The organism is Dyadobacter sandarakinus, assembly GCF_016894445.1.
Taxonomy (GTDB): Bacteria; Bacteroidota; Bacteroidia; order Cytophagales; family Spirosomataceae; genus Dyadobacter; species Dyadobacter sandarakinus.
In genome coordinates, this window is the sequence record NZ_CP056775.1 from 2,214,949 (window position 1) to 2,237,427 (window position 22,479).

The 22,479-nt window shown below is 50.0% G+C and carries 21 protein-coding genes; 10 read left to right on the forward strand and 11 right to left on the reverse strand.

Going from position 1 to position 22,479, the window contains the following annotated elements:
• Nucleotides 1-55 precede the first annotated feature (55 nt).
• The 3 genes from HWI92_RS08880 to HWI92_RS08890 form a co-directional block, all read right to left on the reverse strand.
• On the reverse strand, nucleotides 56-943 hold the full coding sequence (locus HWI92_RS08880; protein ID WP_204662873.1) for an OmpA family protein: 888 nt from the start codon (nucleotides 941-943) through the stop codon (nucleotides 56-58).
• 178 nt (nucleotides 944-1,121) lie between these two features.
• The gene (locus tag HWI92_RS08885) at nucleotides 1,122-1,868 is read right to left on the reverse strand and encodes a GLPGLI family protein (protein ID WP_204662876.1); all 747 of its coding nucleotides are present in this window, start codon (nucleotides 1,866-1,868) and stop codon (nucleotides 1,122-1,124) included.
• Between the two features lie 18 nt (nucleotides 1,869-1,886).
• Nucleotides 1,887-4,694, reverse strand: coding sequence for a TonB-dependent receptor (locus tag HWI92_RS08890; protein WP_204662879.1), 2,808 nt, complete (start codon nucleotides 4,692-4,694; stop codon nucleotides 1,887-1,889).
• 265 nt (nucleotides 4,695-4,959) lie between these two features.
• On the opposite strand from HWI92_RS08890, the gene HWI92_RS08895 reads away from it, so the two are divergent.
• Nucleotides 4,960-5,469 (forward strand): metallophosphoesterase family protein, encoded by a 510-nt coding sequence (locus tag HWI92_RS08895; RefSeq protein ID WP_204662882.1) that lies wholly within the window; start codon nucleotides 4,960-4,962, stop codon nucleotides 5,467-5,469.
• Between the two features lie 2 nt (nucleotides 5,470-5,471).
• Here the strand turns inward: HWI92_RS08895 and HWI92_RS08900 are convergent, their stop codons facing one another.
• Genes HWI92_RS08900 through HWI92_RS08910 form a run of 3 tightly spaced genes read right to left on the reverse strand, consistent with a single transcriptional unit; the run spans nucleotide 5,472 to nucleotide 7,511 of the window.
• Nucleotides 5,472-6,695: a M20/M25/M40 family metallo-hydrolase gene (locus HWI92_RS08900; protein ID WP_204662885.1), complete on the reverse strand. Its 1,224-nt coding sequence runs from the start codon at nucleotides 6,693-6,695 to the stop codon at nucleotides 5,472-5,474.
• A gap of 32 nt (nucleotides 6,696-6,727) precedes the next feature.
• Nucleotides 6,728-7,039: a MerR family transcriptional regulator gene (locus HWI92_RS08905; RefSeq protein WP_204662887.1), complete on the reverse strand. Its 312-nt coding sequence runs from the start codon at nucleotides 7,037-7,039 to the stop codon at nucleotides 6,728-6,730.
• Nucleotides 7,040-7,079: 40 nt separating this feature from the next.
• On the reverse strand, nucleotides 7,080-7,511 hold the full coding sequence (locus tag HWI92_RS08910; protein WP_204662889.1) for an SRPBCC family protein: 432 nt from the start codon (nucleotides 7,509-7,511) through the stop codon (nucleotides 7,080-7,082).
• Between the two features lie 147 nt (nucleotides 7,512-7,658).
• On the opposite strand from HWI92_RS08910, the gene HWI92_RS08915 reads away from it, so the two are divergent.
• Nucleotides 7,659-8,789 carry an acyltransferase family protein gene (locus HWI92_RS08915; protein ID WP_229249189.1) on the forward strand — a complete coding sequence of 377 codons (1,131 nt, stop codon included), beginning with the start codon at nucleotides 7,659-7,661 and terminating at the stop codon, nucleotides 8,787-8,789.
• Here HWI92_RS08915 and HWI92_RS08920 read toward each other — a convergent pair.
• On the reverse strand, nucleotides 8,786-9,877 hold the full coding sequence (locus HWI92_RS08920; protein WP_204662891.1) for a carboxylesterase family protein: 1,092 nt from the start codon (nucleotides 9,875-9,877) through the stop codon (nucleotides 8,786-8,788). The two genes, HWI92_RS08915 and HWI92_RS08920, sit on opposite strands and share 4 nt — an antisense overlap.
• Nucleotides 9,878-10,156: 279 nt before the next feature.
• On the opposite strand from HWI92_RS08920, the gene HWI92_RS08925 reads away from it, so the two are divergent.
• Entirely contained in the window at nucleotides 10,157-10,327 is a 171-nt protein-coding gene (locus HWI92_RS08925) for a hypothetical protein (RefSeq protein ID WP_204662893.1), read from the forward strand.
• 21 nt (nucleotides 10,328-10,348) lie between these two features.
• Here the strand turns inward: HWI92_RS08925 and HWI92_RS08930 are convergent, their stop codons facing one another.
• On the reverse strand, nucleotides 10,349-10,816 hold the full coding sequence (locus tag HWI92_RS08930) for a response regulator (RefSeq protein WP_204662895.1): 468 nt from the start codon (nucleotides 10,814-10,816) through the stop codon (nucleotides 10,349-10,351).
• Nucleotides 10,817-11,208: 392 nt separating this feature from the next.
• Here HWI92_RS08930 and HWI92_RS08935 point away from each other — a divergent pair, with 392 nt between their 5' ends.
• The 7 genes from HWI92_RS08935 to HWI92_RS08965 all read left to right on the forward strand — a co-directional run bounded on the left by HWI92_RS08935 (nucleotide 11,209) and on the right by HWI92_RS08965 (nucleotide 18,522).
• Entirely contained in the window at nucleotides 11,209-13,425 is a 2,217-nt protein-coding gene (locus HWI92_RS08935) for an Rv1355c family protein (protein WP_204662897.1), read from the forward strand.
• Nucleotides 13,425-14,117: a hypothetical protein gene (locus HWI92_RS08940; protein WP_204662899.1), complete on the forward strand. Its 693-nt coding sequence runs from the start codon at nucleotides 13,425-13,427 to the stop codon at nucleotides 14,115-14,117. The genes HWI92_RS08935 and HWI92_RS08940 overlap by 1 nt, the downstream gene beginning before the upstream one ends.
• Before the next feature lie 8 nt (nucleotides 14,118-14,125).
• Nucleotides 14,126-16,300, forward strand: a complete 2,175-nt coding sequence (locus HWI92_RS08945) for a sensor histidine kinase (protein ID WP_204662901.1) — start codon at nucleotides 14,126-14,128, stop codon at nucleotides 16,298-16,300.
• The gene (locus HWI92_RS08950) at nucleotides 16,293-17,384 is read left to right on the forward strand and encodes a sensor histidine kinase (RefSeq protein ID WP_204662903.1); all 1,092 of its coding nucleotides are present in this window, start codon (nucleotides 16,293-16,295) and stop codon (nucleotides 17,382-17,384) included. The genes HWI92_RS08945 and HWI92_RS08950 overlap by 8 nt, the downstream gene beginning before the upstream one ends.
• A 6-nt stretch (nucleotides 17,385-17,390) precedes the next feature.
• The gene (locus HWI92_RS08955) at nucleotides 17,391-17,780 is read left to right on the forward strand and encodes a response regulator (protein ID WP_204662906.1); all 390 of its coding nucleotides are present in this window, start codon (nucleotides 17,391-17,393) and stop codon (nucleotides 17,778-17,780) included.
• A 279-nt stretch (nucleotides 17,781-18,059) separates the two neighbouring features.
• Nucleotides 18,060-18,248, forward strand: coding sequence for a hypothetical protein (locus HWI92_RS08960; RefSeq protein ID WP_204662908.1), 189 nt, complete (start codon nucleotides 18,060-18,062; stop codon nucleotides 18,246-18,248).
• A 124-nt stretch (nucleotides 18,249-18,372) separates the two neighbouring features.
• Nucleotides 18,373-18,522, forward strand: coding sequence for a hypothetical protein (locus HWI92_RS08965; RefSeq protein WP_204662910.1), 150 nt, complete (start codon nucleotides 18,373-18,375; stop codon nucleotides 18,520-18,522).
• Here HWI92_RS08965 and araD read toward each other — a convergent pair whose 3' ends face one another.
• From araD to HWI92_RS08980, 3 genes are read right to left on the reverse strand one after another with little or no spacing between them, the layout of a single operon-like run.
• The gene (gene araD / locus HWI92_RS08970; protein ID WP_204662912.1) at nucleotides 18,523-19,227 is read right to left on the reverse strand and encodes an L-ribulose-5-phosphate 4-epimerase AraD; all 705 of its coding nucleotides are present in this window, start codon (nucleotides 19,225-19,227) and stop codon (nucleotides 18,523-18,525) included.
• A 10-nt stretch (nucleotides 19,228-19,237) separates the two neighbouring features.
• Nucleotides 19,238-20,728, reverse strand: a complete 1,491-nt coding sequence (gene araA, locus HWI92_RS08975; protein ID WP_204662914.1) for an L-arabinose isomerase — start codon at nucleotides 20,726-20,728, stop codon at nucleotides 19,238-19,240.
• Nucleotides 20,729-20,762: 34 nt separating this feature from the next.
• Nucleotides 20,763-22,460 carry a ribulokinase gene (locus HWI92_RS08980; RefSeq protein ID WP_204662916.1) on the reverse strand — a complete coding sequence of 566 codons (1,698 nt, stop codon included), beginning with the start codon at nucleotides 22,458-22,460 and terminating at the stop codon, nucleotides 20,763-20,765.
• Nucleotides 22,461-22,479: the final 19 nt, after the last annotated feature.

Here is a 22,479-nt window from a genome sequence, read left to right on the forward strand (position 1 = left end):
AAAACAAAGAAGCCCGCTTTGCAGCGGGCTTCCCAAATGAACTTATGATCTTTTCTTACTTACCTGCGTTGGGTGTATACAGGTTAAAGAACTGATCCAGCTTCGGCGTAATGATAATTTCAGTACGACGGTTCAGGCTTCTGTTTGGAGCCGAATCGTTGGGCACTTTGGGTAAATACTCACCACGACCGCCGGCGATCATACGTACCGGCTCAACACCATACTTGTTCTGCAGGGTACGCGCAACCGCAGTAGCACGCAATACGCTAAGATCCCAGTTGTCGGAAACTTTGTCGGTAGCAATAGGTACATTGTCGGTATGTCCCTCGATGAGGATTTCGATTTCCTTGTAGTCGTTCAGAATTTTTGCCACTTTGCTCAGTACGGTCTCAGCTTTGCTGTTGATCATAGAGCTTCCGGAGCGGAAAAGCATTTTGTCGGACAGGGAAACATACACCACGCCTTTTTTCACTTCTACCTGTACGTCTTCGTCGCTTACATCAGCCAGTGACCGTTTCAGGTTAAGTACCAGAGCCATGTTGAGCGAATCCTTGCGCTGAATGCTCTGGTTCAGGTCGCGGATCTGTGCGCCCTGCACGTCCATCATCGCCAGTGACTTCTTGATGCTTTCAGATCCTTCCTTGCTGATCACAGAAAGGTCCGACATACGGTCAAGCAGGTTATTATTGTTTTTCTTCAAAAACTCGACCTGATCTTCCAGCTCTTTCAACTTGGCGTTTTTGCTGGTAAGCTCATCATTTTTTGATTTCAGGTCATTGTTGAGGCTCGCTGTCCTGCTATCGCAATCGTTAAGATCCGCACGTGCCTTGTCCAGCTGAATCTGGATTTCGTTAGCCTGTTTCTGCGCCGTAAGCAGCTTTTTCTTACTTGCACATGAGCCGAGTACAAAAAGCATTGCAACGGCTAAAAGCGTCTTCTTCATAATCAAGGGTTGTTAAAAAAATAAGTAATAAATAAAACAAGTTACACTGATAAACAAAATATCGCGCCAGAGGGAACCAAACGTCCCGCTCTTTTGAAAGTGCAAAAGTACAAAAAAAGGAAAACCGCCTGCGGCGATCTTCCTTTTTTGTAACAATATTTAAGTAACTACTACTAAGCTAGTAAGGCAATGCCCAGAACGGGTTGCGGTGTGCTTTCATGCTGTCCTGGATGTGCGAGAACACCAGACTATCGTATTGCTTGTTCGTAATCTTCTTGCCCTTCAGCTTTTTAGATACGTCCAGTTCCGCTGCCGGTACCGGGCGCATTTTCAGCTCGGTGGCGCTCACAGTGATGTCGCCGTCGTTGATTTCCAGTTCCAGGATCATTCCCGGCAGACCGGTGTACAGCTCCGGACCGGCAGTCAGCGCGATATCGTTGGCAAACCAGGCTGTGATCTTCTGGCTTTTGATGGTATCCTCGGTCACCGCCATCATGCACATATGCCCGGCAACTTCCTTGATCTTGTTCATGATCTTCCAGCTGGGCACCCTGATAGAATCTTCCACGATGTAAGTCTTGCCGATCATCTGGATAATGTCCGTCTTCGTACCGTTTTCGAGGTTGCGGTAAATGCGGTAGTCTTCCCGGTTCCAGGAATAGCCGCCTTCATTTTCTTCCTTCTTTTTGTAGGTATAAAAACTCTGCTTCTCATTGAAAAGCAGCGTCATTTTCTCCTTGTACTCGTCGTCGTTGCCCCAGGTTTGCTTCATCCGGTCCTTTTCCTCATTGCTGAGATAGGTCAGGCGGGAGTAAATGCGTGTCCAGTGGAAAACTTTTTCGTAGGTAACTTCTCCTTCCAGCTGCTGGGCCGCTGCTGGGATCACGGCCGTGCAGATCAGGATGAGGATTTTAATTGCTTTCATGGTCATGGAATTAATAAGTTAAAAGAAACCGCCGTTACGCTTCACTGATGCCGACATACCGCGCATGTTGTAAGTAAATGTCAGCATAAAGTACCGCGACAAGGTCGATACGCGCCGCTCGGTGTAGAAGTTCTGGTTGGTAAACTGTGAGATGCCTAAGTTTTTCTTGAACACGTCGTAAGCCGTCAGGCGGATCTCTCCTTTCTTGTTTTTCAGGATGAGCTTGTACACCGATAGATTCAGGATCGGCTGTTTCTGGTTAAAGCCGAACTGATTGTTTTTATACGTACGGAAGTTCAGCCGCGCATTGAAAAATATCTCCTTCGGCATTTTCACGTTCAGATCTGCATTGTAGTTCGAGTTGATAATCGTCTGATCCTGGTTCGTGTTAATGGAATATTTGGTATCGTTGATATTCCAGTTGGCATTCGTATACAGTGTAAATGCATCGCTTGGCGTAAAATCCAGCCGGGCTCCCAGGTTGTACCCTTTGGTATCGGTTTCGTTTTTAACCTCATTGACATACGCAATGCTGTTGCTGAAATTAAGTCCCACGTTACCGCCGACGGTCAGTTTGGTTTTAATCACCGGCAGCCCCGCCCCGAAGTAACCTCCATAGCTGTCACTGCCCGACACGTTCATGGGTTTGGTAGTTGTCACAAGCGTTTCTGTATCAATGGAGCGGTTGTACACAATCTGGTTTTCATTATAGTTGTAGTAAACATTCCCATAAAAGCTCGTGAACGATGCCGGGTTAAACATCTGGTAGCCTCCGTAGAAATTGTGTGTCGAGGACGGCAGCAAATCCGGGTTACCCTCGGTAATGTAAAGCGGATTGCTGTTATCGACAATGGGCTGCAGGTCAGTAATCGATGGTTCCCGAACCGAAAGGCCGTATTCGGCATAAAGGTAGCGGTTGTTTTTGAGGTCGTAGTTCAGGCCTACATTGGGTACCAGACTGAAAAACGTGCGGTTGATGCGCGTGAAGTTGCCCGCCGCCTGATCGGTTGCAAATTTCCCTTTGAGGTCAAACTGCAAACCGGCCACGCCTACCGAGAGATTTAGTCCGTTGTGCGAGTAACGGACGCTGGTACCAAGACGGTTGTAGGTAAAATCATTGGAGTAATACCGCGTTAAAAAGGTATTTACTTTCTCTACAGTCCCTTCGGTATCAAACACATCGCGGTCCACCTTATCCTTGCGCAGGCTGTAATTATAGAAGGTCTCCCAGGTAAACTTTTTCGCAAACGGCTCTACAAACGAAAGACTCCCCTTGAAGTTACCCCGGTCGCTCTGGGTCTGGTTCAGCTGGTTGATCACGCTGTTGCGTGCCGAATCCTGGTTGAAAACATTGACCGAGTTCAGGCGACGGTCCTCATCGGCATTGTTGAGGTTGTAAGAAAGGCTTACCGCAAAGTTACGGCCCTTTTTCTTGCCCGATTTATGGCGGTACATGAGCAGGTTGGCCATCGCAAATGAGTTGTAGTCGCTAAAATTGTTCACAGTGGCAGAATTCACAGGTACGTTTTCGCCCCGCACTGAGCTTTGCACGGCCTCGTACCGCGTGTCACCCAGGTTAATGCGCGAGTTGCTGATGAGTACAATGCTGTTCAGCGAGTCAATTTCCTTTTCAAACCGCAGGGCCGGGCGGTGGTTGCCGGCAAATCCCTGCGTAAAATTGTTGTCGCGGGTAATGTACGAATCGTTGGAAAGGAAGTTCTGGGTGGTCGACTGCACGCCTACCCGCGAATTGGTTTGCGTATAGAAATAGCTGGTGCTCAGCTTTGTTTTCTTCGTATCGTAGTTGTAATTGAGTCCGCCTGCCCAGTTCTTGGTAAAACCTTCGGCCGGGTTGTTGCCCCAGTTTGGTGACAATGCAATGTCGTCGCCTCCATAGTACCGCCCGCTGCTGAACCCAAAATCGCCGTCGTCCCAGTTAAACGACTGGCTGCCTTTGAAGTCCTGATAATCGTTCCGCGCTACCCCCGACTGGTTGGTATTGTTCCCAAAGCCCAGCAATGCAAACTGCTGCTTATCGTTGAACCGGTTGTAACTCACCTTACCTTCCACCCGCGACTCGTTTCCTACACCTGCCACTGCCTTTCCGAAACCGCCTTTTTTGTGGCTGTCCTTCAATTCCAGGTTCAGCGTTTTTTCGCGCTTGCCGTCGTCGATTCCGGTTGCTTTTGCCTGCTCTGTTTTTCCGTTGAAAACCTGAACTTTATTAATGGCTTCGGCGGGAAGGTTTTTGGTGGCCATCTTGGGATCGTCACCGAAAAACCGCTTACCATCCACGGTTACACGTTTGATCTCCTCACCCTGGGCGCGGATGTTTCCGTCAGCATCCACCTGCACGCCCGGCAGCTTGCGGAGCAGATCCTCCACGGATGAGCCCGGCGGTACTTTAAATGCCCTCGCATCAAACTCTACCGTATCGCCCCGGATACTGAGGGGCGCCCGGGCGGTCTTGATGACTACCTCGTACAATTCCTTTTGCAGCACCTTCATTTTAAGTTTGCCAAGATCGGTGACCTCGCCATCTTTGGGGTTCACATCTTCCTGGTACGGAATAAACCCTACGTAAGAAATTTTCAGCAGGTACGATACCCTTTTCAGGTTCCGGAACTCGAAGGTCCCGTCCTTGCTCGCCCGCCCGAAGTTAACAAGCGACGAATCTTTGGGTAAAAGCAGCATCACAGTTGCTTCGGGAAGGATAGCGCCGGCACTGTCCGCAACGACTCCTCTCAGGGTAAACCGCCCGCCTGTCTGCGCAAGCGCCGAGAGACAGAGGAGGCTCAGAAAAAGTGGAAGTAGGATTTTTTTCAAAGGTTGGCTGAAATTAGGTGAGTAAAAGATTGAGGTACTGGGTAACAGGCGTATGTATCAGGCTTGATCTCCATGTATCCGGATGTAAGAAATCAGTTTCATGGGGCATTTAACTGCAATCAGGAATTATTTAACGTTATTTAAGACTTGTAACTTAAAAGCACCTTAGTTAGTATATATAAGTAACTTTTACTTGCAAATTTGAAGGTGAACTTATTTAACGGTAAAAACAGCATATCAGGGAGCTTAAAATGAACCAGGAAAAATGCGGAATATCGGCTTGATCTCAGACACCCACGGCTATCTGGACGAAAGGGTATTCAACCACTTTGCCTTGTGCGACGAGATCTGGCACGCGGGCGATATCGGCTCAACCGAGATTATCGACCAGCTCGAAAGCTTCAAGCCTGTACGGATGGTGTGGGGCAACATTGACTCGCGCGAGGTACGTGCGCGGGTACCCGAGCATCAGCGCTTCGAGATTGAAGGGTTCAGGGTATGGATTACGCACATCGGCGGCGCACCGCCCCGCTACAATCCGCTGGTCATGCCCGAGCTGCGCAGTCAGACGCCCGACATTTTTGTATGCGGCCACTCGCATATCCTGCGCGTGATCCGCGACCAGCCTCTCAACAACATGCTGTACATGAACCCCGGTGCCGCCGGCCGGGAGGGATTTCACAAGATGCGTACTTTGCTGCGCTTTAACCTGCACGAAGGTATTATCAGCCAGATGGAAGTAGTGGAGCTGGGCAGGCGTGGTCAGCTGAGCTGACCTCAGAAAGTAACCTTTACCTTGTGCAGCTTACCGGCACGCAGGAATTCTGCATCTACCTGATCGCCCTTTTCGTGGTGCCCGAGGATTTCCATGTAATCGTAAATGTCTGAAATTTCTTTGCCCGCCAGCCTGGTAATGACATCCCCGGCTTGTATGCCCGCTTGCTCCGCAGGCCTCGCCTTGGAAACATCGTCGATCCTGAGGCCCTTCCCGGTGTAACTGTAATCGGGCATGACGCCCATGGTTACCTTGAAGCTGCTGGCGGTAGCATTGGCATGGGGGTTGGAAGTTGTCACAAACTCAGGCTCAGCAGCTTCCTTGTCCAGCTGTTCAACCAGCTTTGCAATCAAGCTGAGAATCCGCGCCTCGCCTTCATAGTTGATCTTGTCCGGATCATCGGAAACCTTGTGATAGTCGGCGTGACCTCCTGTGAAAAACTGAACTACAGGTATATTTTTGAGGTAAAAAGAGGTATGGTCAGAAGCGCCGACGCCTGACGAATCTACGGTATATTTCAGCCGATATTCCTGTGCCAGTCCGGGGATCAGCCTGCCCCATGCCGCACTCGTACCCCACCCTGATACGATCAGGGATTTTTCATTTGAAAGCCGCCCGATCATGTCCATATTGATCATGCTGGAAACTGAGCTGAGCGGTACGGTTGGTTTTTCGGTAAAATACTTGGAGCCGAGCAGCCCGAGCTCCTCGCCCGAGAATGCAATGAAGAGCAGGTTGTGTTTTTCGCGGATGCTGTTTTTGGCAAAATACCGGGCCAGTTCAATCAGGCCTGCGGCACCGGAAGCATTGTCGTCCGCACCATTGTGGATCTTGTTTCTGCTGTCGGGTGAAAGCGAGCTGCCCTGGTAGCCTTTGCCCAGGTGGTCATAATGCGCACCGATTACGATGGTTTTTGCACCTCCGTTATCCAGGTAGCCCACCACATTCCGGGCAGTCTGGGTATGCGGCACACCTTCCACCGCGAAGGTGACCTGGAAAGGCTGAAAGAAAGTCCCCTGATCACCCGCGGGCTTGATCCCGAGTTCGACGAATTCATTTGCAATGTAATTGGCTGCTCTGATTTCGCCCAGGCTGGCCGTACCCCTACCTTCCAGTTCGTCCGAAGCAAGGTACTCAATGTGTTTGCGCAGGTCTGCAACCGGAAATTGCTGGGCATTGGAAACTTTGCCTCCAATAAGAATCGAAATCAGAATCAGGTACTTCATGGACAAACCGGTTTAAAAGCGCATTTAAACAATTACAACTGCTCACGGATGTCTACAAGAAACTTCCTGACCCGCATCAAACGCTGGATGAGCAGCTGATTTTCCTCTTTCCTCCGCATTTGTTCGCGTGCCCCTTTAATGGTCCGCCCCTGCTTGTCGCGCTGGTGCATGATCTTGCGGATGATTTCAATGTCGCGCTCGGTGTACCTGCGCCGGTTGCGGCTATCACGCTTGGGATTGAGCTGCGGGAATTTCTTTTCCCAGAACCTTAATGCCGACGGTTCGCAACCAACCATTTCAGCTACTTCGTTGGTGTCGTAATATAATTTAGTACTGGGCTCCATAAACCGGAAAGTGATAATGACAAATATAATAAGTCACCAGCTAAACCCTGTTTTCTGCCAGACTTTTGATCTTTGTTAATGATTTTTCTGCGATTTCCACAGAGGCGTCAAAGTATTCCTGTCCGTTCACCAAAACGCCGAAATCTCCGATTTCGAGACTTAGCAGCGTACCCTTATCTTCCTGCGACAGCCGGTAGGTGTAGGCAATATCGTATGCCGCAGCAGGCTTTTCCCATTTTTGTTCATAGAAGGAAAGCCGCAAAAGCTCGTAAGGCTCCGCATTTGTAACAGTTAACTTCGACATTCCCGTCCATTCAATTACCCGGCCTTCTTCCAGGTAAAAATCGTCGAAGTCCTGCGGCAGGTTATCCCACTGACGGATGTACTTGGGAGCGACCAGTACTTCCCATACCTTGGACAAAGGGGCTTCCACAGAAATCGTGCTCTTTACAACCAGAGAAGAATCATTCATGACTTACGCGTTTGATACATTCCGGTTAGTTTAAAAATTATGCCCTGCCGGCTCCTCCCTGCGCACCAATGATCAGAAACAGGTGAAGCAATCACAGATTTCAAACTTTGAACTACATTTACCCTACTCAACCAGTTCCGATAACATTTGAATACCTATACAAAGCCAGCGGCAGGACAGCAGCTGCTCCTTACTCCCAAAATTGAAAGCATTCAGGTTTTGCGGGGTATTGCTGCGCTGCTCGTGACCATTTACCACCTGAAAGACATTACCCGGAACGACGATCCGTTCAAGGCAGAACTTGATTTCCTTTTTAATTCCGGTGCAGCGGGCGTGAGTCTTTTCTTTCTGATCAGTGGCTTCATTATGGTTTATACCACGCGTGGTTCTTCGTCAAGAAAGGCTGCGACCTGGTATTTTCTGGTCAGAAGGCTCGTCCGGATCTGGCCTGTCTATGCGATTATCACACTGGCGTACTACTATCTGGTGCACAGGTTCCAGGCACCGCCGGGCGCAATCAACATGCTTTTGCGGAGTCTCGCCTTTTATCCCGCCGCGGCTGTTGATCCACCATTTTACGGATATGCAACCTTATCTATCGGGTGGAGCCTCAACTATGAAATCTACTTTTACGCCCTTGTCGGCATCTGCATGCTTTTCGGCCGGGCGCGCTGGTATGTCTTTTTCGCTTGGAGCATGCTCACGCTCATCGCATTGCCGGCATACCTGGGCTTTTTCACCTTACAGCCGCATCTGGTACCCGACTACGGGCATGATTACGTCAATCTGATTACAAACCCGGTGATATGGAACTTCGTGGCGGGAGTGGTTGTCGGGCTCGTGTACTGCCAGCCGGGTCTGCAGCATTTCATGATTCAGCTGTTTTCCCGCAAGTGGCTGTTTGCTGCCTGTATTTCACTGGGAACGTGGCAGTATCTTTCCGGGTTTTTCGGCGGCCTGGGAATTTTGCAATGGGGTGCAGGCTCGCTGCTGGTTCTTTGCGCGTGCCTTTTTCATTATGCAGGAAAAAACACGCGCTTGCCGGGCGCTCTGGTCTGGGTGGGAGATGTATCTTTCTCCATCTACCTTCTGCATTTACCCGTACTGGTTACGTTCACGCTGATTTTTCAAAAGCTGGGTTACCCTATATACAGTTCAGGTACGGCATTCCTGCTGCTTACCACAGCCGTAACGCTTATTGCAGCCCATTTTTCGCACGAGTACCTGGAAGTAAAACTATCTGCCTACCTGAAAAAACACCTCATTGCCCGCAGCTAAGGCAGTACCAGATCTTCCTGCGTTGTGTAATTCCGGATGGTGAGCTGGCGGTAATCTTTACCCCATAAACGCTTCATGAACATGGCATACCGATTGGCTACATACTCATTCGAGTAGCTGAGCTGGTGGCCGGTCTCAGGCTGGAAGTTGAGCTCGTAAGGTACCGCCAGTTTTTTCAGCTCCTGCGAAACCGGCCTTGCGCCCTCGGAAGTGAGGTAAAAGGGACAGAAAAACAGATTGCCTTTTTCATAGGGAAGTATGTCGTCGCCGGTTCTCTGAAAGAAAACGGTCGGTTTTACATTATCAGGCTTGATATAGCTTGTTTTAAAAACGCCGTAACCCAGGTAGGTCAGCAAAGCCCGCACACTGAATGCTTTTCCATTGGGATCGGGATCGAGCCGCCCGAGCGTGTTGATAATCCCGGTTTGGAGCGATTCAAAATCAATTTCTTTCATGTAAGCCAGCGCGGAAACGGTAATGGCACCGGCACTGCTGCCCGCCAGGATCATCTGGCCGCGGTCAATGCCGTATGCTTCCGATTTGCCTGCAAAAAAATGCAAAGCGGCGTAGGTATCCTGCACCGCCCGGTATACTGCCTGAACCACTTCCATGGTATTGCCACCGCATGGATTAGCCTCACTACCACCATTGAAACCTAAACGGTAGTTAATACACGCAACCGCATAACCCTTGCGGGCCAGGTACCGGGCCTTCCCCAGCTCATTGACCTGATCTCCAAACAGAAAAGCCCCCTCGTGCACCATCAGCACAAAGGGGCGGTACTGCATGGTGTCCATTTCGGGGGCCACAAAAGTGTAGCTCATGGTCACAGGGCTCCCGATAAAATCGTTTGCCTGGCGAAAGGTCCCTGTAATAACTTTCAATGCACTGTCCGCAAACACATATCCGCTTCCAAACCGTGCTGATGCAGCGAGTACTTCGTCAGGATTGACGGCCATGGCCGTATCCCTGGCGACGGAATCGGGCGTAATTACGACGGGGTCAGGCGCTTTTGCAGGCTTACAACTGCCTGACCAGAGCATAGCCAGCCCGAGAACCGGCATGATCCAGTGGGAAAGTTTTTGCATTAAACGTCGGCTTCCTGTCTGATGCTGGATTCCAGCCGGCTTACATAGGAAGTTACGAATGCGTAAATGACGATTCCGGAGATAACTCCGATGGCGATGATCTTTTTCATTGGATTATGTATTCAGGTTCAACATCGGCTGTATCAGCCAAAGCAGCAGCAATAAAAAAAGAATACCAACTCATAATGCCGTCTCGTATTACCCAGCTCCAGACACGCTTACTGGTATAATATTTTTAGCACACGGCAAAAAAGCACACAACCATAAAACAGCATCATCATGGAAGTCATCATTTTTCTCAAAGCAATCGGAAACCTGCTGCTCACGGCTATATTATGCCTTGCACTGCTGATATCGTGCTTTTTTTCGATGGCAACCTACCTTGTCAAGAGGCTGGGCCCCGGCATTGCGGTACGCATGCCGGTTTTGTTCAGGCGCAAGGCACAGTGAAAGGGTGACCTACCTGCTTCCTCAGGAAAGCAAATTCTGCCTGAGGAGGAATTCCAGCTGACCATTCACATCCGTCAGTTTTTCAATCAGCTCCTTGTTCTGTTCGCGCAGATGAAAAATCTCGTATGCATTTTTGATAATGATCCTGAGCTGCTGCTCGTCCCAGGGTTTATTAAGATAGTAGTATATATGCCCCTTATTAACTGCATCAATCACCGCAGTAATATCTGTATACCCGGTCAAAAGTATTCTTACAGGATCCTCAAACTCTTTCAGGACTTCTATTAGAAAATCTACCCCGGTCATCTCGGGCATTCTTTGATCGGTAATGATCACATGTACTATATTGTTTCTCAACAATTCGAGTCCCTCTCGTCCCGATGTAGCAACAAGAATGTTGTAATCCCGCCTGAATGCGGCCTTGAACGAGTTAAGATTATTGATCTCGTCATCGACATAGAGAACGTTAATCTTTCCTTTGCTATCCATTTTGCAAAATTTCTATACTTTATTACAGCGCCTTCAAACTTTGTTGTTAAAGAAACGAAGTATTTTATAATATTATACTATTAATTCTATGCCTCCGTGAACATACCTATGTTTTTCTTCATATTTTTATAAAAAGTTGTATGAATATAGTCAGAGGCACAAAAATTTCTTTGTTACTGTTTAAATATTTTGTCGGTGGCGCTACCGTTGGTAGTTTTACCAAAATTAATTCGCAATTTGTGCAATAATTACATACACTGTGCATTGTAGGCTATCCAAAGTTTTGTCGGATCAGGAAGATTCGTAATCTTTCGTCAAAATTTGTGACTATCAGTGATTTGTACCTCTTGATTTTGGTCAGAACGTGAGGTATCCCTCTCAATATTAACGCAATGAATCAGGAATCAGAAATTAGTAAAGTTTTCAAACCCACTGTTATTTCGAAGGAACTGTACAAAAACGCGGCTGATTTTGAAACGATTTTCAGGGAGTACCAGGGCGCAGTAGTTCTGGATTTTCTTGAATCACAAAAAAAGGAGCTTTTCAAAATCAGGAATCCGGCAGCGCGACTTACAGCCAGCCAGTTAGACGAAATATACCAGTCGTGGGCAGCCGGCAAGCACGTAGAACTGGAAGGTACCTGGGTATACTACCCATGGTCGAACCGGATGCTGCACATCCTTGATGAACACGAGTTTACCGAGCTCAGAACCAGCCGCAACCAGTACAAGATCACGCCGGCAGAGCAAGCCGCACTCGCAGGTAAAACCATCGGGATCATAGGTCTTTCGGTAGGCAATGCCGTCGCGCTTAGCATTGCCACGGAGCGTGTCTGCGGCCGGCTCAAACTGGCGGACTTCGACACCATCGAGCTCAGCAACCTGAACCGCATCAAAACCGGCATCCATAATATAGGGATCAATAAATGTGTGGTTACTGCGAGAGAAATCGCCGAAATTGATCCCTATCTCCACATTGAATGCTTTACAGAAGGTATTACGTCTGACAACATCCACGACTTTCTGCTGGGCAACGCCCGGCTCGACATTCTGGTGGACGAATGTGACGACCTGGAAGTGAAGATCCTCTGCAGGCAGGTAGCCAAAAGTTTGTCGGTCCCGGTCGTTATGGAAACCAGTGACCGTGGCATGGTGGATGTTGAGCGCTTTGATCTTGATCCGTCCAGGCCCATCCTGCACGGAATACTAAATAATATACCGGAAGAAAAGCTGCGGAATATCGCTCCGGCAGATCGCTTTTCACTCGTTCTGAAAATCATTGACGCGCCCAATACCTCGCGCCGCGGCCGATTGTCGCTCCTCGAAGTAGGGCAAAGCATTGGCACCTGGCCGCAGCTCGCCAGCGCGGTAACCCTGGGCGGCGGTGTTGTCGGAGATGTTTGCCGCAGAATTTTGCTCGGCCACTTCTCTGCATCCGGGAGGTATTACGTTGATCTTGAGCAAATTGTTGGCGACCCGGTTCCGGCGCCGGCGTTTGATCCGGTCAATCCTCACCCGGCTTTCGACCTGCAAAAAGCCGTGCGTATAGCCGATTCGTTATCTGTTAACCGTGGGGTTACATTGCCGGAAGACACGCTGCGGCAAATTGTGGAAGCCGGTTGCGGCGCACATCCCGGTGGTACCGAAAAGGCCTGGAAGTGGGTTTTCCGAAACGGGTACCTGATGTTGTTTCACGACCGCCGGCAATCGTTTTCATTTGCCAACCACCAGGATATTGCTGCCATGCTTGCATTTGGGGCCGCGTGCGAAAATATAGGATCAACAGGCAAAAAGCTGGGTTATGAAGCAATAACCCAGCTTTTTCCGTATCATGAAGCCCCGGAACTCGTAGCAGCTATCCGGTTTCAGGAAATGGATCGTACGGTAAACCCTGAATCCGGTACCACCGAGATTGCGGAAAATACCTCTGAACAAGCCATACTAAATGCTTTGAAGGCAGAACTTGAAAATGACGGCAAGGTGCAGGTCGGATTGCTGAACGATCCGGGTACAATTACAAAGGTTGCTGAAATTGTAAGTGAGTGTGAACTTGTCACGCAGCTCAACCCCTGGGGACATCATGACTTTTTCAGGCGTGGAAACTCCCCTGCCGGCCAGCCTGGTGCACCAGCTGCAAAAGCCAGTCCGGTGCGCCAGATGGCGCTCGGCATGCTGCGGGACCACAAGGTGGCCGACACCATGCGCAGCATCGGCGGCGGTAAGCTGCTTGTTCAGACCCGGACAGCCGAACTTGCGGGAGATGGTTCCATAGCCGTTATTTCGGTTAACGAACCGGGGCGTGAAGGTGCATTCAGGGCCGGAGCCGCAGCTCAGAAACTAACCGGAGCCCTGGCCCGTTATGGTCTTTCAGCAGAGCCGCTTTTATCCCCTACCTACTTGTTCGCACGGCTGGAAACAGGCGACGGACTTGACCAGCAGGAAATACAAAGGCTTTTACCCCTTGAAAATACATATAAGCAAATCATTGTTTCTGACGCTAAACCATCAGATACTTTTCTTTTTAAAATTGCAAAAACAGAATCGTCAGAGGCCAAGATAAACCACCTTCCACTGGATGAAGTTTTGTTCTTAGTAAACGAAGAGATTTAATGATAGCCAAAATCAGAGCTTATAAATCTCCTGACGACATTGAGACCAGTCTAAGATATATCGATGGGCACAGGAAAGTCCTGGAAGCTTACGGTGTGAAACAGGTCACATCTGCCAATCACGACTGGCTTTATGATGAAGACACGTACGTCATCATCGTGGAATCGGAAAACGGTGACAAGATTTACGGCGGCGGAAGGATACAACTCCGGAGCGAGCAGATGAACCTGCCGATGGAGGGTGCGATTTTTAAGAAAGACCAGCGGATCGTCGAATATATGCAGGGGCTGGGCAACCATCGCATTGCGGAGTTCTGCGGCTTGTTCAACTCGAAAGAGGTGGCTGGCTTTGGGATCGGGAGTATTTTCCTTGGCAGGATCGGCGTGGCCATTACTGCGCAGATTGCCGTGGACAACCTCCTGGCGCTATGCTCGCCGCCTACCCTCCGGCAGTGCCTGCGGCTTGGGTTTGAGATCATTACTGATCTGGGTAACAACGGGGTTTTTTACTATCCGAAGGAAGGCCTAGTGGCAACAGCGATCATTATTAAGGACCTGGGTGGCCTGCCCCTGGCAAAGGAAGAGGAGAAAGAACGTATTTTCAGCCTCCGCGACGAACCTGTACAGCATGCTTTTGACAACGGCCCAAAAGGTGATATTTCCATTTACTATAATCTGGACATTAAGATTTAGCGCCATCTATGAAACTGCTCAGACCGCTCCTTTTCATCGCACTCGTCCTGGCATCGGGCCGGACCTTCGGTGATACAGTGCATTTCTCGGGAGGATCGATGGTAATCGGGAAATATCTGGAAATTTTTGAGGACCCCTCCGGACGTCTTACGGATCAGCAGGTACTCAGCCAGAACAATTTTACCCGGAGCGAAGGTGATGTTCCCAATAAGAGCCTGACGCAATCTACCTTCTGGATCCGGTTCTCGGTTGACAATGCGGCACCCAGCCCGCTGCTTTACCTTGAACTTGCACACTCTTTCATACACAATGCCCAGCTTTTCAGGGTGGATGCGGGCGGGACAACCTTACTCCGCAAGTTCCGGCAGCGGGATACCTTCGAGGTCAGGGACATAAAGCACCAGAACCTGGTTTTCCGCCTCAACATACCCAAAGGCAGCACGGTAACTTACCTGATGCGCGTTAAAGGGCTCAATCAGGTGATCCTGCCAATGATTGTACGCGATCAGTCGAGCTTTTTCGATGCTTCCCAGCTCAATGAAACCATCAACGGGATCTTCGCCGGTATCATCATCGTGATGGTGCTTTATAACATGTTCATTTTCTTCTCGGTCGGCGACCGCAGCTACCTTTTCTACGTGCTGTATGTACTTTGCGTGGGATTGGCGCAGATGGCGCTCTCGGGGTATGCATTCAAGTACCTGTGGCCGATGCACCCGGGATTTGATGCAATATCGTCCATGTGGTTCTCAGCCCTGGCAGGTATTTTTGCAATGTTTTTTGTGAAAAATTTTCTTCAGCTCGAAGAAAAGTGGCCTGCCGGCGTGCGCATTACCTACGTGATCATGGCACTCTATGCCTCAGCCGGCCTGCTCAGTATAGCCGGACTGGAAATGCTGAGTTTCAGGGCAGTGGATGCTTCGGGTGGTCTGGGTGCCGTGGGCTTGTTCGTGATTGGTCTCAGACTGTCGCGCGAAGGATATCGCCCGGCCAGACTTTTTCTGCTGGCCTGGTCTTTGTTTTTGCTCGGGCTGTTCCTGATGGTGCTGCGTAACTTTAACATACTACCTTATAATACGCTCACTACCTACACCATGCAGCTGGGCTCGATCCTTGAAATTGTCCTGCTGTCCATAGCGCTGGCAGACAAGATCAATGCATTGAAAAAAGAAAAGGAGCTGTCGCAGGAACAGGCACTGCGTATTTCTCTTGAGAATGAAAAAATTATCATGGAACAAAACATTGTACTCGAACGCAATGTGCTGGAACGCACCACCGAGCTGCGGAAAGCAAACAGCGAGCTGAGTGTAACCCTCACCAAGCTCAAAGACACGCAGACCCAGCTCATCGATTCTGAGAAAATGGCATCCCTGGGTCAGCTTACGGCGGGTATCGCCCACGAAATCAATAACCCGATCAACTTTGTGAGCTCCAACATCAAACCGCTCCGCCGCGATATTGACGATGTGCTCGAAATCCTCAGTTCCTACGATGAGCTGCACAGCATTGCTTCGGTGGACGAGCTGCAGTCCAAGATGAAAGAAATTGACCGCCTGAAAGAAGACCTTGACCTGGAATACGTGAAAACCGAGCTTGGAACACTGCTGAAAGGAATGGAAGATGGCGCTCACCGCACGGTTGAGATCGTGAAAGGACTTAAAATATTCTCCCGCCTGGACGAGGCTGACCTGAATGTAGTGAATGTAAATGAAGGGATTGAATCCACGCTGATCATTCTGAATTACCAGATTGGCAACAGCATTAAGCTGGTGAAAGAGCTGGGTGCCATCCCGAGTATCGAGTGTTTTGCTGGCAAGCTGAACCAGGTTTTCATGAACATTCTCACGAACTCCATTTACGCCCTGCAAAAAGAAAAGCAGGATGGGAAAACCCCGACCATCTGGGTCAGGTCGTGGCTGAACGACACGGATCACGTAGCTATTTCCATCCGCGACAATGGGCCGGGCATGCCGCCGGAGGTACGCGCCAAAATTTTTGAACCTTTTTTTACAACAAAACAAGTAGGTGATGGTACCGGACTTGGTCTTTCTATCGTATTTAAGATAATAGACGTCCATAAGGGTACCATCCAGGTCAACACCGAAGTGGGACAAGGGACCGAATTTTTAATTACACTTCCTGTTAAACATCAAAAACAGCTAAGCCCGGTAGCCTATGAGTGAAAAAGCTATTACTATTCTGTATATAGATGACGAGGAGCACAATCTGCACTCCTTTAAAGCATCCTTCCGCAAGCAATACGACATTACCATCACGCCTTCAGTCCTGGAAGCCGAAGAGTTGCTTGAAAAGAAAGACTTCTGCATTGTACTGGCAGATCAGCGCATGCCGATCATGACGGGTGTGCAGTTCTTTGAGAAGATCCGGACCAAATACCCCAAGCCGATCCGCATCCTCATTACCGGCCACACGGATATCAGTGCGGCCATCGATGCGATTAACAAGGGCGAGGTGTTCAGGTTCATCGATAAGCCCTGGGATTACCAGTACGTGGAAACGGCCATTTCTCAGGCTTATGACATCTACAAGACAAGGGAGGACCTCAAACAGCGCAACATGGACCTTCAAAAGGCCAATGAAGAGCTGGACAAGTTTGTATACAGCGCCTCCCACGACCTGCGCGCACCGCTGATGTCGGTACTCGGCATTGTAAACCTTGCATTGCTGGAAGACGACGTAAAGTCACAAAATGAGTACCTGGACCTGATCAGGCAGTCGGTTAAGAAGCTCGACACCTTTATCATCAACATCATTGATTACTACAAAAACGCGCGGGGCGTACCGGTCATCACCAACATCAGCTTCGAGGAGCTGGTCACGGAGGTGCAGGCTACGATCCAGTACCTGCCCGAATTTGGTAATCTGCGGATGGTGACCGAGATAGATCAGGAAGGCATTTTCCAGTCTGACCTGATGAAGCTGCGGATCATTTTCAATAACCTCATCAACAACGCAGTCAAATTTCAGGACAAGACCAAGGCGGATCCTTACGTACACCTGACGATCAAAGCGACTACCGAGCACGCCAGGATCATTGTGCGGGACAACGGACTGGGTATCAAGGAAAACGATCTGGACAAGATATTCAGAATGTTTTACCGCGCGGGGGCCACAAACAGCGGGTCGGGTATCGGGCTATACATCGTGCATGAAGCCATTGCAAAGCTGGCAGGTGAAATTAACGTAACATCAAAAATCGGAGAAGGAAGTACATTCGAAATAAACATACCCTCGATACACAAATAGATTGGCATGACTCCGCTCCTACATTTCTGTCTGATAGACGACAGTGCATTTGACCTGTTTATATACGAGAAAATGCTCCTGAAAAGCGGTATTACAGCCTCGGTCAAAACGTTTAACTCAGCCAGGGAGGCATTGAAACATCTGGTGACGGCAGGCGAAAACCTGCCGGACACCGTTATTTTGCTCGATCTGCAGATGCCGGATATGAATGGTTTCGAATTTATAGAAGAATTTGACCAGGCACCTGAACTAGTTAAGCAGAAAATTAAAATATTTATGCTTTCGTCTACCATCGACACCCGCGATATTGAAAAGGCAAAAGCCAGCCCGCATATCATTGACCTGCTTTCGAAGCCCCTCGAAATCCCGTTTCTTTGCCAAAAATTAGGCATTTAACTGCTTGCCTGACAATAGTTTATATTGATGAGAGCCTGATCTCCCAAATATCCGATTGCCCCCTCCTACGCTACAACTACCCAAGTTGTCCCAAAACTGTACATTCTGGAATCCATTTGGCAGCTTTCAGGCAACTTCGCAAAGTGCCATTTTTGATTTTATATAAAATTTCAAATTATACCTGGTATAAAACTTATTTTTTGCTTGAATTTTATAAGTTTAGGTACGACTTTATTGGTAAATGTTGCATCGGTATTGATCAATCGTCAATAAGGCAATATGAAAACAGACAGCAGTACATTATCCGAAATCCTTAAGTTGCATGCACAGTACGTTAAAGAAGTAGAGTTCAGCGGGATTAAGCCCCTTTCCATCGAGATCTACAAAACCAACTCCAATAATTTTGTTCGCTGGATACAGGACGAATTCAGTCCGGGCAGCAAGAGGAAAAAGGAGATACTCAGCTAGTCACACACATCGATTTATACTCAACGTTTAAAAACATTAAACTACCAGCATCATTTCTGAGTGCTGGTAGTTTTTTTATTACAGATGTTGTTTATAAGTTTGGTAACCATCGAATGTAACTACCATGATATTCAGCATTGTCAATTTTCTCAAAGGCCGGTTCAGCAAGGAAGCGATTGACGAGGCCAAGTCCAGCGACAAACGCATGTCGCGGCAGGATGCACTTCGCCAGATGCGGGACCTTGCTTCCAAGCGCACCGACAAAAAGAGCTGATCAGCAACCCTGCCCGTAATAGGCATCTTTCCCGTGCTTGCGGAAATAATGCTTGTCGCACAGACTTTGCTTGATTGCCGTCGCGGCCGGATTGAGCTGCAGGGTAAGGTATGCCATTTTAGCAATTTCTTCCAGAACAACCGAATTGTACACCGCCTTGGCCGGATCTTTACCCCAGGTAAACGGACCATGGCAGGCTACCAGTACCATTTCCACCTCCTCCGGGTTGAGTGATCCCCTGCTGAACAAGTCCAGGATCTGATGGCCCGTTTCGGTCTCATAATCACGCAGGATCATCTCGTCCGACATCACATCCGTTACCGGCACGGCTACGGTCAGGTGATCGGCGTGGGTGGTACCCAGGTTAGGAATGGGCAAAAGTGCCTGCGCCCATGCTACGGCGTACGTGGAATGCGTATGACAAACCCCGCCAATGCCTGCGAAGCTCCTGTACAACAATGCATGCGTTTTGGTATCCGATGAGGGACGCATGGTACCTTCCACCACCACGTTATTAAGGTCGAGCACGACAATATCCTCAACCCGCAGCCTGTGGTACGGAACACCGCTGGGCTTGATCGCCATCACCCCCGCAGCCCTGTCAACACCACTCACATTCCCGAAGGTCGCAATTGCAAGCTGCTCGCGCGGTATTTCCATATTGGCCTCATAAACAGCCTCTTTCAGGTAAGTATAGTTCGACATTTTTCTTTCATTAACGATAATACGCTTCACTCCATCGCAGCTCATTTTTCAGCTGGCGCAAGGTTGTATCCTTGTCTATCACCACCAGCTCGGTACCCGTCATTTCCGCAAACATCTCGATATGCTCCACGCTGAGGTTCTGGCTGTACACGGTATGATGTGCTCCACCCGCATAAATCCACGCTGCGCAGCCGGTATGCATGTCGGGCTGAGGTTTCCAGAGAACACGTGCAACGGGCAGCTTCGGTAATGCATGCGGCGCTTCCACAGCTTCCACTTCATTCACCAGCAGCCTGAACCGGTTGCCCAGGTCAACCAGCGAGACGTTAATTGCCGGGCCCGCAGATGCATTGAAAACGAGCCGTACGGGATCTTCTTTTCCGCCTATGCCGAGCGGATGCACTTCACATGAGGGTTTGTCGCGGGCGATAGTCGGGCAAATTTCAAGCATGTGTGCGCCCAGCACGAGGTTTTCACCCGGACTGAAATGATAGGTATAATCCTCCATAAACGAATTTCCCCCTGGCATTCCGCTGGCCATGACCTTCAAGGCCCTCACCATGGCGGCTGTCTTCCAGTCGCCTTCGCCGGCGTAGCCGAAGCCCGCTGCCATCATCCGCTGCGAACCTATGCCCGGCAGCTGCTTCATGCCATGCAGATCTTCAAATGTGTTGGTATAGCCTTTAAAATTTCCGTTTTCAAGAAAATGACGCAGTCCCAGCTCAATCCTGGCGGCATCAGTCAGTGAGGTATGCTGCGCTCCTCCTTCTTTCAATGCATCGGCCAGTGCGTACAATTCACCATAGGCAGCTGCCAGCGCCGCAACTTCGTTGTCGGGAACCGCATTGATCACCTGTACCAGGTCACCTACTGCATAGGTATTGACAGAAAACCCAAAGGCCAGCTCGGCGGCCACCTTATCACCTTCCGTCACGGCTACTTCCCGCATATTATCCCCGAACCGCGCAATACGTGCGCCTTTCAGGTCGTGGCGTGCTGCTGCCACCCGCACCCACCGGTCGATATCGGCAACTACCCGCGTATCCTGCCAGTGCCCGACTACTACTTTCCGGTTCAGCTTCATGCGGGTCATCATAAAGCCAAACTCCCGGTCGCCGTGCGCCGATTGGTTGAGGTTCATGAAGTCCATGTCAATCTCCGACCAGGGAATTTCACTGTTGAACTGGGTATGCAGGTGCAGCAGGGGTTTTTGTAAGGCCTGCAAGCCTCTGATCCACATTTTAGCGGGAGAAAAAGTATGCATCCATGCAATAACCCCTATGCATTGACTGCTGTTGCTGGCCTGCTGCAGTACCTCATATATTTCGTCCGGTGTTTTAACGACCGGCCTGAATACAATCCGCACGGGAATGTCCGGATGCTGGTCGAGGAAGTTACTGATCGTGCGTGAATGTCCGTCTACCTGCCGGAGCGTGTCTTCTCCATACAGGTGCTGGCTGCCAGTAACAAACCAGACTTCAAATTGTTTCAGATCTATCATTCGGTGGATGAGTGAGAATAAAATTGTAAAGGGTTCAGGCCAGGTCGCCGACAATGCCCGCGACAGCTTCTCCTGTAATATTTTCCAGTCTTTGTAAAAAATCGTTTTCCATAAAATGCCCTGCTGCAAGGTACCTGCCATACAGCACCCTGTAAACAGCCGATTGCTCCGGCCGGGGCTCATACACGGTATCAAAGCCGCCGCTCATCGCCTCCTGGGCCTCGGGCAACGTTGCATGTACCCCCGAGGCCACCGCCGCAAACATGGCCGCACCCAGTGCACAGGCCTGCTCAGACGACGCAACTTTAATGGGCATGTCCAGCACATCCGCGAGCGTTTGCATGACGAAGGCCGACTTTTTAGCTACGCCACCGATCGCGATCACCTGGTGAATAGGTACTCCCTCGCTCCGGAAACGCTCAACAATGCTTTTTGAGCCAAATGCAGTAGCTTCCACCAATGCTTTAAACATCCGAGCACTGTCGCTGCCCAGGTTCAGACCAAGAATCCCACCTTTGAGCGTATGACTTGCATCCGGTGTACGCCTTCCGTTAAACCAGTCGATCGCCACGGGATCCTGCACGGTTACGGGCAGAAGCGCCGCCTGCCGTGCCAGATGCGGGATGAGCTCAGCAGCGAGCGAAGCAGCAGCTTCGTCACCCAAAATCTCTTTGACAGGTACCGTAATCAAGCGGGCAAACCACGCATAAATATCACCAAAGCCCGATTGTCCGGCTTCCATGCCCAGCATGCCCGGCACAATGGAACCGTCTACCTGTCCGCAAATGCCGCGTACCAGCAGGTTCTCTACTTCTTCATTGGGGGCAATGAGCATATCGCAGGTAGAAGTACCCACCACCTTGCAAAGTGAATACGGCTCGATCAGGGCGCCTACCGCACCCATGTGTGCATCAAATGCGCCCACCCCGATCACTACATTCGCAGGAAGTCCCAGCTTTTCAGCCCACATTGCCGAGATGGTACCCATCGCATGATCCGAAGTTTCGGTTTCTGAGAACAACCTTTCACGCAGACCGTCGAGCACCGGATCCAGGTGCGCAAAGAATTCATTGGAAGGCAGGCCTTCAAAATCCTGGTGCCACAATGCCTTGTGACCGGCAGCACAGCGGGAGCGTTTCAGCGTTAGCGGATCGGTATTCCCGGTCAGCACCGCCGAGATCCAGTCGCAATGCTCCACCCAGGAAAAAGCTTTTTCACGCACGGCAGCATCTGTCCGCAGCGTGTGCAGGATTTTTGCCCAAAACCACTCCGACGAATAAATACCTCCTACGTACCGGGTGTAATCCGTAGACCACTCACGCGCCAGGCGGTTAATCTCGCCGGCTTCTGCATTGGCCGTGTGGTCTTTCCAGAGGATGAACATACCATTCGGGTTTCCGGCAAATTCGGGCAGCAATGCCAGCGCAGTTCCTTCCCGGTCTACCGCCACGGGCGTAGACCCCGTCGTATCCACGGATATTCCTTTTACAGCATGCCGCACCTCGTCCCCGGCCTGGTCCAATGCCCTTGTGACCGCACTTTCCATGGCCTCGAGATAGTCCAGCGGGTGCTGCCTGAACATAGATACCGACGGATCGCAGTAAAGTCCCTTTTTCCATCGCTCATACTCCTGCACGGCCGTGCCCGCCTGCTTGCCGGTATGTGCATTCACGACCAGTGCCCGCACGGAGTCGGTACCGAAGTCAATCCCAATTACATAATGCTCCTCCATGAATACTCAGGGTTTAGGT